The sequence below is a fragment of the Pantoea sp. QMID4 genome, from assembly GCF_030270445.1.
In the GTDB taxonomy this organism is placed as follows: Bacteria; Pseudomonadota; Gammaproteobacteria; order Enterobacterales; family Enterobacteriaceae; genus Pantoea; species Pantoea vagans.
This window is the reverse complement of the sequence record NZ_BSXL01000002.1, coordinates 445,558-458,616: the sequence shown is the minus strand read 5'-3', so window position 1 is coordinate 458,616 and position 13,059 is coordinate 445,558. Positions and strand designations below refer to the sequence as shown.

Genomic DNA, 13,059 nt, shown 5'->3' with positions numbered 1-13,059 from the left:
GACTGCGCTGCGAACGAAGAATAAAAACATTACGAGGTTTGTATGGAACAACAGCAAGGCGAAGCGCTGAAACGTGGTCTTAAGAACCGCCATATTCAGCTCATCGCGCTGGGTGGTGCAGTGGGAACCGGGCTGTTTCTGGGCAGCGCATCGGTCATTGAATCCGCCGGACCGGCCGTTATTCTGGGCTATGCGATTGCCGGTTTTATTGCCTTTTTAATCATGCGTCAGCTGGGTGAAATGGTGGTGGAAGAGCCGGTCGCCGGGAGCTTTAGCCACTTCGCGTATAAATACTGGGGAAACTTTGCCGGCTTCGCCTCGGGCTGGAACTACTGGGTCCTTTACGTACTGGTTGCCATGGCGGAACTTACCGCCGTCGGTAAATATATCCAGTTCTGGTGGCCAGACTTTCCGACCTGGGCCTCAGCCGCCATCTTCTTCGTGATGATCAACGCCATCAACCTGACCAACGTGAAAGTGTTTGGTGAGATGGAGTTCTGGTTCGCCATTATTAAAGTGGTCGCGGTCATCGGCATGATTCTGTTTGGTGGCTGGCTGCTGTTCAGCGGTCACGCGGGTCCGCAGGCGACCGTGCGCAACCTGTGGGAACAGGGCGGCTTTTTCCCGCACGGCATTGGCGGTCTGGTTGCGGTCATGGCCATTATCATGTTCTCATTCGGCGGACTGGAGCTGGTGGGTATCACCGCTGCAGAGGCTGACAACCCGGAAGTAAGCATTCCAAAAGCAACTAACCAGGTGCTGTGGCGTATCCTGATTTTCTACATTGGTTCACTGGCGGTGCTGCTGTCTCTGATGCCGTGGAGCCGTGTCACGTCAGAAGTCAGCCCGTTCGTCTTTATTTTCCACGAGCTGGGCGATGCCATGGTGGCGAATGCCCTGAACGTGGTGATCCTGACGGCGGCCCTGTCGGTCTATAACAGCTGCGTTTACTGCAACAGCCGCATGCTGTTTGGTCTGGCACAGCAGGGCAATGCGCCGAAAGCGCTGCTGAAAGTCGATCGTCGCGGTGTGCCGGTCTTAACCATTCTGGTCTCGGCTGTCGCCACTGCGCTGTGCGTGCTGATCAACTACCTGATGCCGGGTGAAGCATTTGGCCTGCTGATGTCGCTGGTCGTCTCCGCGCTGGTGATTAACTGGGCGATGATCAGCCTGGCGCACCTCAGGTTCCGTCGTAAGAAAGATCAGCAGGGCGTCACCACCCGCTTCAAAGCGCTGCTCTATCCGGCGGGTAACTGGATTTGCCTGGTCTTCCTGGCGGCGATTCTGGTGCTGATGGCGACCACGCCGGGCATGGCGATCTCTGTCTGGCTGATCCCCGTCTGGCTGGTCATTCTGGGTATTGGTTACTTTATCAAGAACCAGACGCAAAAGGCCTGATGCCTTACCGCATACTGCAACCTCCTGTGGGGGTTGCAGTATGCCACCCGCGTTTCCCTGCCCCCTCTTCAGCCCCGATCCAGCTCACACTTCTCTTCCTGCACCTGTTTTGTCCATCTTCATGACGAATTACTCCCGTTCATCTCGCTGATTTGATGACAATAATTCCTGTTCACACAGGATGCGCAGGAGAAAACCATGAAAGGTGCAGCCCTCCCGTTTCGGGAAAAACTGGGATATGGCATGGGTGATGCCGGATGCAACATGATTGGCGGTGCCATCATGCTGTTCCTGAACTACTTCTATACCGATGTTTTCGGGCTGGCCCCGGCGCTGGTGGGGACCCTGTTGCTCTCAGTCAGAGTGCTGGATGCGGTCACCGATCCGATTATGGGTGCCATCGCCGATCGTACACAGAGTCGCTGGGGCCGTTTTCGTCCCTGGCTGCTGTGGGTTTCCGTGCCCTATGTGGTCTTCAGTGTACTGATGTTCACCACGCCCGACTGGACTTACCACAACAAGGTGATCTGGGCCTTCGTCACCTACTTCCTGATGTCGCTCACCTACACAGCGATAAACATTCCTTACTGTTCTCTGGGCGGCGTGATTACCAACGATCCCGGTGAGCGTGTCTCCTGCCAGTCATACCGTTTTGTCATGGTCGGCATCGCCACGCTGATACTGTCTCTGTCGCTTCTGCCGATGGCGGAGTGGTTTGGCGGTGAAGACAAAGCACGCGGCTACCAGATGGCGATGGCGGTACTGGCCACCATTGGTCTGGCGATGTTTCTGTTCTGCTTTGCCACGGTGCGGGAACGTATTCGCCCGGCCGTGCCGAGTAATGATGACCTGAAGAAAGATCTGCGTGACGTCTGGAAAAATGACCAGTGGGTGCGCATTCTGCTGCTCACCTTCTGCAACGTCTGCCCTGGCTTCATCCGCATGGCGGCCACCATGTATTACGTGACCTGGGTGATGGGTCAGTCAACGCACTTTGCCACGCTGTTTATCAGCCTGGGAGTCATTGGCATGATGTTTGGCAGCACGCTGGCAAAACTGCTCACCGATCGCTGGTGCAAACTCAAAGTCTTCTTCTGGACCAATATCGCGCTGGCCCTCTTTTCCAGCGCCTTCTACTGGATCGATCCCCACGCTACCGTGATGGTTGTGGCCGCCTATTTTGTGCTGAACATTCTGCATCAGATCCCCTCTCCGCTGCACTGGTCGCTGATGGCCGATGTGGATGACTACGGCGAATGGAAAACCGGCAAACGTATTACCGGTATCAGCTTTTCCGGCAACCTCTTCTTCCTTAAGGTAGGACTGGCAGTCGCCGGTGCGATGGTCGGCTTTCTGCTGTCGATCTATGGCTACAATGCAGGCGCTAAACAGCAGTCACCTGAGGCGATTAACGGCATCATGCTGCTGTTCACCGTTATTCCGGGCATCGGCTATCTGATTACTGCAGGTGTGGTGCGGCTGATGAAAGTTGACCGCAAAATGATGATTACCATCCAGCAGGATCTTGCGCTGCGCCGCGAAAACTTCCACGCGTTACACACTGTTCGCCTGCGCAACGATGTTGTCACGCCAACCGGAGATGTTAAATGACCGCAATCCTGCCGAATCCTTTTATCGAGCAGCGCGCCGATCCCTTTATCCTGCGCCATGAGCAGCACTACTATTTTGTGGCCTCGGTGCCGGAGTATGACCGGCTGGAGATCCGTCGCGCTACCACGCTGGCTGGCCTGCGCAGTGCCGAGCCAGTGGTGGTCTGGTGTAAGCCCGGGAGCGGTCCCTGCAGCGAGTTAATCTGGGCACCCGAGCTGCACTACATTGATGGCCAATGGATCATCTATTTTGCGGCAGCACCCACACGCGAAATCAAAGAAGGACTCTTTCAGCACCGGATGTATGCGCTGGTGTGTGAGGCGGCAGATCCGTTGCAGGGCGAATGGCAGCCCTGCCGCAGGGTCTCCACCCATTTGGACAGCTTCTCACTTGATGCCACCCACTTCGTGCATCAGGGCAAAAACTGGTATCTCTGGGCGCAGAAAGATCCTCTGATTCCCGGCAACTCTAACCTCTACCTGGCTGAGCTGCTGAATCCCTGGACGATAAAAGGTACGCCCGTAATGTTGAGCCGGCCGGAATATGAGTGGGAGTGTGCAGGGTTCAGCGTTAATGAAGGACCGGCGGTCATCCGTCACGGCGATCGGCTGTTTGTGACCTATTCCGCCAGCGCCACCGATGAGAATTACTGTCTGGGGATACTGTCGATCGCCGCGGATGCCAACCCGCTTGATGTCGCTGCCTGGCAGAAATCAGCGCGGCCGGTATTTGTAACCAGCTGGAACAACCACCAGTACGGGCCGGGCCACAACAGTTTTACCCAGGATGAGGCAGGACGCGACGTGCTGGTTTACCACGCGCGTAATTACACTGAGATTGAGGGCGATCCGCTCTGGGATCCGAACCGCCATACCCGACTGAAATATTTCAGCTGGCGGGAAGATGGCACGCCTGATTTCGGCGTGCCACCTGCCGATTACACCAGCGCGCCGTAAATCGTCAGCAACGCGACGGCAACAACCAGCACCAGCGAAGTCCGTTTCGCTAACGCCACGGCCACCCGTGGCGTTTCAACTTTATCGGTGTGCGGATCGCGTGACAGGGAGAACTGCGCCAGCGTCGTCAGCACGTGATACTGAGAACGGTGACGATCGGTCAGCGAGGCAAACCAGGCGGGCAGCGCTTTTTCGCCATGGCCCAGCAACGCGTAAGCGACACCCGCCAGCCGCACCGGGATCCAGTCGAGCAGATGCAGAAGCGCATCCACGCCTGATTGCACTCGCGCCATTGGTGTGCCGAATTTTGCCAGCCAGCCTTGCCAGGCGCGCAGAAACGCGTAACCCACCAGCAGCACCGGCCCCCACGGCCCACCCACCACCAGCCAGAACATCGGGGCAAGATAGAAACGGAAGTTTATCCAGATCAGCGCATTCTGCAGCTCGCGCAGGAACTCACGTTCGCTGCACTCCACCGGTACACCATGGATTAGCGTCAGCTCAGCCGCCATCGCCTGATGTGCCGCGTCGTCGTCATGGCTGGCCGCTTTCAGGTAGCTATGGTAGTGCTGACGTACTGAGCCGGCACCGATGCACAGCAGTCCGGCAACGATCCAGAACAGCAGTTGCAGTACGCCAAACAGCAATCCTTTCAGACTCCAGACCACCAGCGCGGTCAGCGCCATCGCCAGTACGGTCATCAGCAGGGTTCGCATCATGGAGTAATGGCGGCGATGGCGAAAAATCGGCTCCAGCCGGTGTTCGAGCTGCCAGTGCTCGCCCAGTTTAAACAGGCGCTCCCAGCCTAAAACTAATAATAAGGTAAACAACGTCATACTGACTCCGCAAAAATCACGATTTTTGCTGCGTTAACAGCTGTTTGTAGTAGTCCCAGTCAAAAGCAGGTCCGGGATCAGTTTTACGTACCGGCGCGATGTCGCTGTGCCCCGTGATACGTGAAGGCGTCACCGGATAGTGTTGCAACAGTAACAGCGTGACCTGCTGCAAGGCCCGATACTGCGCCTCGCTATACGGCTCGCTGTCAGTTCCTTCCAGCTCAATACCGATGGAGAAGTCGTTGCAGTTTTCACGTCCTTCAAACTGCGAAATGCCTGCATGCCAGGCGCGTTTGTCAAAGGGGACATACTGCACGATCTCCCCGTCACGACGAATCAGGCAGTGTGCTGCCACTTTCAGCGCGGCGATATCCGCAAAATAGGGATGGGCATCGGGCGGTAATGTGCCGGTAAACAGTCTGTCGATCCAGGGGCCGCCAAATTCACCGGGTGGCAGGCTGATATTGTGGATCACCAGCAATGAAGGCGCCTCATTGTCAGGGCGTTCATTACAATGCGTTGACGGCACGTGACGCACACCGGTCAGCCAGCCCTGTTTAATTTTCATACCGATTTTCCTTATATCGTCAGGCTGAGAATAGCATGAATAATAAAGGATTCTTGCCTCTTAGTGTGTCGGTCCGGTGACATTCGATTGCCCTTTGTTAAGGATACTAAACAAAATGCTATCCGTTGCTGGAACATGGTGCCAGTTCAGGCTATTGTGACCGCCTCTGTCCTTCCTGTTTCTGGAGTAAAATGCCTATGTCATGCCGTGGTTACGATCCCGACAGCCGCCGTCAGGCTCTGATTAAACGCATCGAAAGTGACATCCCGGCTGCCGTTGCACGGGCGTTAAAAGAGGATCTCGGTGGTGAAATCGACGCTGATCGCGACATTACCGCGCAGCTGTTACCTGCTGAAACGCAGGCCCATGCGCAGGTCATCACCCGTGAAGCCGGTGTTTTCTGTGGTAAACGCTGGGTTGAAGAGGTGTTCATTCAGCTTGGCTCGCATGCGACTCTGAACTGGCATGTTGAAGATGGTGATCGAATCGAAGCGGATCAGTTGCTGTTTGAAATTGAGGGGCCTGCCCGCCTGCTGCTGACCGCCGAGCGCACGGCGCTTAATTTTGTACAGACGCTCTCGGGCGTTGCCACTGAAGTCAGCCGCTATGTTGCGCTGCTGGCGGGAAGCCAGACGCAGCTGCTGGACACGCGCAAAACTCTGCCAGGACTGCGCACTGCGCTGAAATATGCCGTACTGTGCGGCGGAGGCAGCAATCATCGCCTGGGCCTCTCTGACGCCTATCTGATCAAAGAAAACCATATTATTGCCAGCGGATCGATTGCTCAGGCAGTGGAAAGAGCGCAATGGCTGCAGCCCGATGTGCCGGTTGAAGTTGAGGTGGAATCACTGGAGGAGTTGCGTCAGGCGCTGGAGGCCGAAGCCGACATCGTGATGCTGGATAACTTCAGTCTGGAAGCGATGCGTGAAGCCGTCGAACTCAACCAGGGGCGGACGCTGCTGGAGGTCTCCGGCAACGTCACCGAAACCACTTTGCCGCAGATTGCCCTGACCGGCGTGGACTACGTCTCGGTTGGTGCGCTGACCAAGCATGTGCGGGCGCTGGATCTCTCAATGCGTTTCAAACAAAAATAGCCTGAGCCGTCATCCAACACGGCGATTTTGCGACCCCGCTTCCGGCGCAGTTTCGACTGCGCTGAAATTCTGAAACCTCTTCACATTACGCTTTCCAGTTCGCCGATCTCTGACTGTCTTTTACCGCCCCCGATTTTTACCCTGTCGCCTTCTTAACTCAGGAGACGATATCATGGATTATCAACGTGGATTTACGCTGGTTGAACTGATGATTGTGGTGGGTATTGTGGCGATCTTAAGTGCCATTGGCCTGCCCGCTTATCAAAACTATCTGCAGCGCGCCGCCCTCACCGACATGCTGCAAACGATGGTGCCTTATAAAACCGCAGTAGAGCTTTGCGCCATGGAGCGGGGTGGCCTCACACAATGTCAGGCCGGAGAAGCAGGCATTCCGGCAGCCAGAGGATCGCGCTATGTCTCATTACTGAGCGTGACCAACGGGGTGATTACGCTGACTGGCCAGGAGAGTCTGAATGGCCTGAGCGTTGAAATGCTCCCGATCTGGGACAGCGCAGAGGGCGGCATCAGCTGGCAACGCAGCTGCACAAGCAGTAACACCAGCCTGCAGGACAATTGCCGGGAACAATTCCGCTTTGCGGATAAAGGAGCCAGCGATGAGCAAGCCTGATGAGACGATTACGGCATTATGCCAGCGCTATCGCGCTCTGCTTCTGCACCATGATGCCAGTCTGCTGCACGTTGCCGTTGCGGAGAGCGTGCCGCCCGGACTGGCTGAAGCGCTCAATTTTGCCAGCCAGTGTCAGATTGAGATCGAATGCTGGCCGCAGGCCCGGCTTGACCAGCTCCAGCACGCTGATAAACCGCTGGTTGCGCGCGAAGAGACACCTGCCGAGTCAGCAATTGAAGCGACACAGCTCATCCTGCGTCAGGCGCTGGAGCGACGGGCCTCCGATGTGCATATCGAACCCTGCCGCGAGGGTCTGCGTGTGCGACTGCGCATTGATGGCGTACTGCATCCGCTCTCTTCACTGCCTTCGACTGAGCCTGCGGCGTTGCTGGCACGACTGAAGATCCTTGGCGGGCTGGATATCGCCGAACGCCGGTTACCGCAGGATGGTCAGTTCAGCATGGAGATTGCCGGTAAACCCGCCTCTTTCCGCCTGGCGACCCTACCCATCTATGGCGGCGAGAAAGCAGTGGTCCGGCTGTTGCAGAGTGAAAGCGCGGCGCTGTCTCTGGATAAGCTTGGCTTACCCGCTGCCCAGTTGCGTCTGTTCTGTGCCGCACTGGCCCAGCCACAGGGACTGATCCTGGTCACCGGCCCCACCGGCAGCGGCAAGACGTTTACGCTCTATAGCGGACTCAGTGCCCTGAATAAACCAGGAAAAAATCTGTGTAGCGTTGAAGATCCTATTGAGATCCCACTACCCGGCATTAACCAGACGCAGATCCATACCAAAAACGGTCTCGATTTTAACCGCGTGCTGCGGGCGCTGCTGAGACAGGATCCGGATGTGATCATGGTGGGCGAGATCCGCGATGCCGAAACAGCGGAGATTGCGGTAAAAGCGGCGCAGACCGGCCACATGGTGCTGTCGACGCTGCACACCAACTCCACCGCCGAAACGCTAACCCGGCTTCGACAGATGGGGATTCCCGGTTATCTGCTTGGGTCGGCACTGAAACTGATCGTTGCGCAGCGTCTGGTCCGACGCCTCTGCCCCCATTGCCGTCAGCCTGCTGAGGCGGTGGCGCACTATCCTGCGGAACTCTGGCCCGGCACCCTGCAGACCTGGCGGGCCCCCGGCTGCGACCACTGCTTTTCCGGCTATTTTGGCCGGCTGGCGCTGTTTGAGCTGCTGCCGATCAATGCCAAACTGCAGAATGCGATTGCAGCCGAGATGCCGCTGGAGAATCTGCTCAGTCTGGCGAAACAGCAGGGATTGCGCACTTTACTGGTTTCCGGCCTGGAAGCGGTAAGCCGCGGCGATACCTCGCTGGAAGAGATGCAACGGGTGATTGGGCTGGACGATGGCTAACGCAGCTTTATTCAGCTGGCTGGCGGTCGATAGCCAGGGCCAGTTATGCAGTGGTCAGCTACTGGCTGTCGACACTGACAACCTGCTGCAGATGCTGTCGCAGCGCGATCTTCTGCCAGTGAGCTGGAAGCGGGAAAAGGTCTGGCGTCAGAGAGAGTGGAAGTGGCAGCACAAAACTGACCTGATTCGTCAGCTGGCGACCCTGCTCAAAGCTGGCCTGCCGCTGGCTGAGAGTCTGGCTTTACTGGCTGAGGGGCATCCTCACGCAGGCTGGCGCGCCCTGATGCTCGCCCTGCATCATCGGATACTCAGCGGTGCCCCTTTTTCACAGGCTTTGCGTGAATGGCCGCAGATTTTTCCGCCGCTCTATCCGGCGCTGATGGAAGTGGGCGAACTGACGGGACAGCTGGATGTCTGCTGTAGTGAGCTGGCTCAGCAGCAGATCCGCCAGCAGCAGTTATGGCATCAGGTGGCAAAGGCATTGCGCTATCCGCTGTTCATTCTGCTGGTGGCGATAGCTGTCACCTGCGGCATGCTGTTGTTCGTTCTGCCAGAGTTTGTTGCGGTGTATGACTCCTTTAACGCGCCCCTGCCCGCTTTTACAGCCGCGGTCATGCAGTTATCTGCCGCGCTTCAGGAATGGGGCGGTGTGCTGGCCTTTAATATTTCGCTGATGCTGGCTGGATGGCATCAGCTGCGACGACGCTCTCCAGGCTGGCAACGCCGTGAACAGACGCTTTTCCTGCGCATCCCGCTGCTTTCCGGGTTGTGGCGAGGCACGCAACTGACGCAGATCTATACCATCCTGAATCTCACGCAGCGCGCCGGGTTAACGCTGTTACAGGGGCTGGCCGCCGTGGAAGTCACGCTCTCCTCATTACTCTGGCGGGAAGCGATGGCCGGACTGCAGCAGCATATTGCTCAGGGAAGTCCTCTGCATCAGGCGCTGATGCAGCATCCGCTGTTCACGCCCTTATGTGGTCAGTTGATTCGGGTGGGTGAAGAGGCGGGCGCACTGGATTTGATGCTGGCCCGCCTGGCGGAATGGCACGAGGCAGAAACGCGAGAGCGCGTTGACACACTGGCGGCATCACTGGAACCGATGATGATGGTGGTGATAGGTGGCATTGTCGGCACGCTGGTAATTGCGATGTATCTGCCGGTGTTCGGGCTTGGAGATGCGATGCATTAAGGGGGCGCAGAGTGCGCCCCGAAAGACTATCGATTGAAAACGCGGTTTTCCTGCTCGTTAACCCGGATAAAAGTCGTGCGCTTGGTCAGCTCTTTGAGGCGCTCAGCCCCGACATACGTACAGGCGGAACGCAGTCCACCCAGAATATCACGCGCGGTGTCAACCACCGGACCGCGCAATGGCAGCTTCACGGTTTTACCTTCTGCGGCACGGTATTGCGCGACACCGCCGACATGACGCTTCATTGCCGATTCGGAACTCATGCCGTAAAAGAGCATGAAGCTTTCACCATTCTCTTCGACCACCTGCCCTTCACACTCATCATGCGCCGCCAGCATGCCACCCAGCATCACAAAGTCAGCGCCGCCGCCAAAGGCTTTTGCGATATCGCCCGGCACGGAACAGCCACCATCACTGACAATCTGTCCGCTTAAGCCATGCGCCGCATCGGCACACTCAATGACTGCAGAAAGCTGCGGATAGCCCACGCCGGTTTTCACCCGCGTAGTGCAGACCGAACCCGGGCCAATACCGACTTTAACGATATCCGCGCCGGAGAGGATGAGCTCCTCCACCATTTCGCCCGTGACCACATTACCGGCACAGATGGTTTTAACCGGGAACATTTCACGCGCGCGCTGCAGGAAATCGACAAAATGCTGTGAGTAGCCGTTAGCCACGTCAATGCAGATAAACTGCAGATCGTCGGACAGCGTCATAATCGCGACCAATTTAGTGAGGTCGGCTTCTGAGGTGCCGGTTGAAACCATCACATGGTTCAGGACTGTCGCAGGCACGCGCTGAATAAACGCCCGCCAGTCGTCTATGCTGTAATGCTTGTGGACGGCAGTAAGGATATTGAAACTGGCCAGCGCCTCGGCCATCGAAAATGTGCCGACGGTATCCATGTTGGCGGCGATGATGGGTACGCCGCTCCAGCTGAGACATGAATGTCTGAAGGTAAAGCTGCGCTCTAGCTCAACCTGTGAGCGACTTTGCAGCGTTGAACGTTTGGGGCGGATCAAGACATCTTTAAAGCCCAGTTTCAAATCTTCTTCAATACGCATAAACAGTGTCCTGGTAAGTGGCAATGAATCGTCGTTCACGAAATAAGCACAGCTCCAGTGACGTTATGATACGCGCCTCTCGCTGCGCGACAAGACTGCGAATTTCACTTTATTTACGCTACAATCCGTTAAATTTAGTTGTGCTTTATCGGTGTGATCTGCCGCGCATTTTTGCCTTTTTTAGCCAGATCATTACCCTGAACTTATGTCGGAATATGAAGCCAGGTGAGAAACATGCCCTATATCGTCGCGCTTACAGGGGGAATCGGCAGTGGAAAGAGTACGATTGCCCAGGCATTCGCCGCGTCTGGCGTGAACATTATTGATGCTGACCTGATCGCCCGTGAAGTTGTTGAACCTGGCACGCCCGCTTTGCAGGCTATTCAGTCACGCTATGGCTCATCAATCGTGGCGGAACAGGGTATGCTTGATCGTAAACAGCTTCGCGACATTATTTTTCAGCAGCCTGAAGAGAAAAGCTGGTTAAACGCCCTGCTGCATCCGCTGATTAACGCCCGGACACGCGAACTGATCGCCCAGGCCACCTCACCTTATGTGCTCTGGATGGTGCCGTTACTGGTGGAAAATCAGTTACAGCACCAGGCTGATCGGGTACTGGTGGTAGACGTTGATGAAGCAACGCAGTTAACGCGCACCCAGCAGCGTGACCACCTTTCCGTCGAACAGGCGAAACGTATTATTGCCGCACAGGCCACGCGCCAGCAGCGCCTCGCCTGTGCCGATGACATTATTGATAACAGTGGTGAGCCCGACGATGCCTTGCCACAGGTTGCCGAACTCCATCAGCGCTATCTCAGGCTGGCGGCAACGAAACAGGATTAATACCATGAGCACACCCGTTCTGTTTGAACACCCACTGAATGAAAAAATGCGAACCTGGTTACGGGTTGAGTTTTTGATTAATCAGTTAGATGAAACGACACCACTGGATAAAACCGTTAATGCGCTGACCTTTTTTCGCCTGACTGGCGAGTTACTCGATATTTTTGAGCGCGGCGATATGCGGACAGAACTGTTGAAAGAGCTTGAGCGTCAGCAGCAAAAATTACGGGCGTGGGCTGACGTGCCTGGCGTCGATATGAGGCTGGTGGATGCTCTGCGCGATAAACTCAAAATTCAGTCAACGCTGTTGATGAATGCACCTCGTATGGGCCAGCAACTGCGCGAGGATCGTCTGATTGCCCTGGTGCGTCAGCGACTGAGCATCCCAGGCGGATGCTGCAGCTTTGATTTGCCGGGACTGCACATCTGGCTCCATCTGCCGCAGGAAACTCGCGATGCGCAGGTCGAGGCCTGGATGCAGACGCTGGAGCCTCTGCATCATGCGCTGGCGATGGTACTGGATCTGATCCGCCAGTCCGGCGCGTTCCATATGCAGACCAGCCTTAATGGTTTTTATCAGGATAATGCCGAGGATGCCGATCTGCTGCGACTGCAGTTGTCGCTGGACGATGCGCTCTATCCACAGGTGTCCGGACATAAAAGCCGTTACGCCATTCGTTTTATGCCACTTGATAGTGAGCGCGGTGAAGTTCCGGCCCGCCTTAACTTCCAGCTGGCCTGTTGTTAGAGGTAAATATGCAGCAAGAAGTGATGACCGTTTCCTGTCCGCAGTGCGGCAAAGATGTGATCTGGGATGAGCTCAGCCCGTGGCGCCCTTTTTGCAGTAAGCGCTGCCAGCTCATCGATTTAGGGGAATGGGCCGCAGAAGAAAAACGCATTCCCAGCAGCAACGACATGAACGACAGTGACAACTGGAGCGAAGAAGAAGATCGTTGATGAGATGGGGCGCATTGCCCCATCCAGTCAGAGTTCGCCCGCGACCAGACGCGCAATGAGCTGGTGATTCGCGGGTGGAAACTCCTCCGCCACCAGCGCATGCTGATCAACCCAACGCTGTGGCTGACCCTCTTTGCCCCACGGCTCGCCTTTCCAGCCTTCAACCAGGAAGAAATGCAGCGTTACGCGCAGATCGTCATAGCTGTGGTCTGCATGACCAATCGGGCGCGCCTCAGTGACGTCAATTCCGGTCTCTTCGTGTAGCTCCCTGATCAGCCCCTGTTCGGCGCTTTCGCCCGCTTCAATCTTACCACCAGGAAACTCCCACTTGTTCGCCATGTAAGAGTTTGCCGCGCGCTGGGCAAGGAAAATCTGTTTATTGGCATTGCGAATGATGCCAACTGCAACCTGCAGGTGCTTCATGGAAACTATCCGGTCTAGGTGAATGAAGGCTGATTCTAGAGCATGCCGGAGCGGAAGTTAACCGCTTTAGCTCTGCGCTGGCGAAGAGATTACGTTAGCAGAGTGCATAAAAAA

Annotated in this window: 14 protein-coding genes; 10 read left to right on the top strand and 4 right to left on the bottom strand. The window is 56.3% G+C overall.

Annotated features, from left to right (window positions below):
• Window positions 1–42 precede the first annotated feature (42 nt).
• The 3 genes from aroP (at window position 43) to QSK07_RS06910 (ending at window position 3,965) form a co-directional block, all read left to right on the top strand.
• On the top strand, window positions 43–1,398 hold the full coding sequence (gene aroP, locus QSK07_RS06920; protein WP_098051479.1) for an aromatic amino acid transporter AroP: 1,356 nt from the start codon (window positions 43–45) through the stop codon (window positions 1,396–1,398).
• A 198-nt stretch (window positions 1,399–1,596) separates the two neighbouring features.
• Entirely contained in the window at window positions 1,597–3,009 is a 1,413-nt protein-coding gene (locus tag QSK07_RS06915; RefSeq protein ID WP_285721188.1) for a glycoside-pentoside-hexuronide (GPH):cation symporter, read from the top strand.
• Window positions 3,006–3,965, top strand: coding sequence for a glycoside hydrolase family 43 protein (locus tag QSK07_RS06910; protein ID WP_285721187.1), 960 nt, complete (start codon window positions 3,006–3,008; stop codon window positions 3,963–3,965). The genes QSK07_RS06915 and QSK07_RS06910 overlap by 4 nt, the downstream gene beginning before the upstream one ends.
• Here the strand turns inward: QSK07_RS06910 and ampE are convergent.
• Both ampE and ampD read right to left on the bottom strand, forming a co-directional pair.
• On the bottom strand, window positions 3,947–4,801 hold the full coding sequence (ampE, locus tag QSK07_RS06905) for a beta-lactamase regulator AmpE (protein ID WP_098051482.1): 855 nt from the start codon (window positions 4,799–4,801) through the stop codon (window positions 3,947–3,949). The genes QSK07_RS06910 and ampE overlap by 19 nt on opposite strands.
• 16 nt (window positions 4,802–4,817) lie before the next feature.
• Complete coding sequence (ampD, locus tag QSK07_RS06900) at window positions 4,818–5,369, bottom strand: 1,6-anhydro-N-acetylmuramyl-L-alanine amidase AmpD (RefSeq protein WP_285721186.1); 552 nt, start codon at window positions 5,367–5,369, stop codon at window positions 4,818–4,820.
• A 197-nt stretch (window positions 5,370–5,566) separates the two neighbouring features.
• Between ampD and nadC the strand changes: the two genes are divergently transcribed.
• From nadC to hofC, 4 genes are all read left to right on the top strand, one after another.
• Entirely contained in the window at window positions 5,567–6,463 is an 897-nt protein-coding gene (gene nadC, locus QSK07_RS06895; protein WP_098051484.1) for a carboxylating nicotinate-nucleotide diphosphorylase, read from the top strand.
• A 172-nt stretch (window positions 6,464–6,635) separates the two neighbouring features.
• A complete protein-coding gene (gene ppdD, locus QSK07_RS06890) occupies window positions 6,636–7,091 on the top strand; it encodes a prepilin peptidase-dependent pilin (RefSeq protein ID WP_098051485.1) in 456 nt (151 codons plus the stop codon).
• Complete coding sequence (gene gspE, locus QSK07_RS06885; RefSeq protein ID WP_285721185.1) at window positions 7,078–8,463, top strand: type II secretion system protein GspE; 1,386 nt, start codon at window positions 7,078–7,080, stop codon at window positions 8,461–8,463. The genes ppdD and gspE overlap by 14 nt, the downstream gene beginning before the upstream one ends.
• A complete protein-coding gene (gene hofC / locus QSK07_RS06880; RefSeq protein WP_285721184.1) occupies window positions 8,456–9,655 on the top strand; it encodes a protein transport protein HofC in 1,200 nt (399 codons plus the stop codon). The genes gspE and hofC overlap by 8 nt, the downstream gene beginning before the upstream one ends.
• A 26-nt stretch (window positions 9,656–9,681) precedes the next feature.
• Here hofC and QSK07_RS06875 read toward each other — a convergent pair whose 3' ends face one another.
• Window positions 9,682–10,722, bottom strand: coding sequence for a GMP reductase (locus QSK07_RS06875; protein WP_098051488.1), 1,041 nt, complete (start codon window positions 10,720–10,722; stop codon window positions 9,682–9,684).
• Between the two features lie 234 nt (window positions 10,723–10,956).
• On the opposite strand from QSK07_RS06875, the gene coaE reads away from it, so the two are divergent.
• The 3 genes from coaE to yacG are packed head-to-tail and all read left to right on the top strand — an operon-like array spanning window position 10,957 to window position 12,522.
• On the top strand, window positions 10,957–11,565 hold the full coding sequence (gene coaE / locus QSK07_RS06870) for a dephospho-CoA kinase (RefSeq protein WP_285721183.1): 609 nt from the start codon (window positions 10,957–10,959) through the stop codon (window positions 11,563–11,565).
• Window positions 11,566–11,569: 4 nt separating this feature from the next.
• A complete protein-coding gene (zapD, locus tag QSK07_RS06865; protein ID WP_098051490.1) occupies window positions 11,570–12,313 on the top strand; it encodes a cell division protein ZapD in 744 nt (247 codons plus the stop codon).
• An 8-nt stretch (window positions 12,314–12,321) separates the two neighbouring features.
• Window positions 12,322–12,522 carry a DNA gyrase inhibitor YacG gene (gene yacG, locus QSK07_RS06860; protein WP_013356775.1) on the top strand — a complete coding sequence of 67 codons (201 nt, stop codon included), beginning with the start codon at window positions 12,322–12,324 and terminating at the stop codon, window positions 12,520–12,522.
• Between the two features lie 27 nt (window positions 12,523–12,549).
• Here the strand turns inward: yacG and mutT are convergent, their stop codons facing one another.
• The gene (mutT, locus tag QSK07_RS06855) at window positions 12,550–12,945 is read right to left on the bottom strand and encodes an 8-oxo-dGTP diphosphatase MutT (protein WP_098051491.1); all 396 of its coding nucleotides are present in this window, start codon (window positions 12,943–12,945) and stop codon (window positions 12,550–12,552) included.
• Window positions 12,946–13,059: the final 114 nt, after the last annotated feature.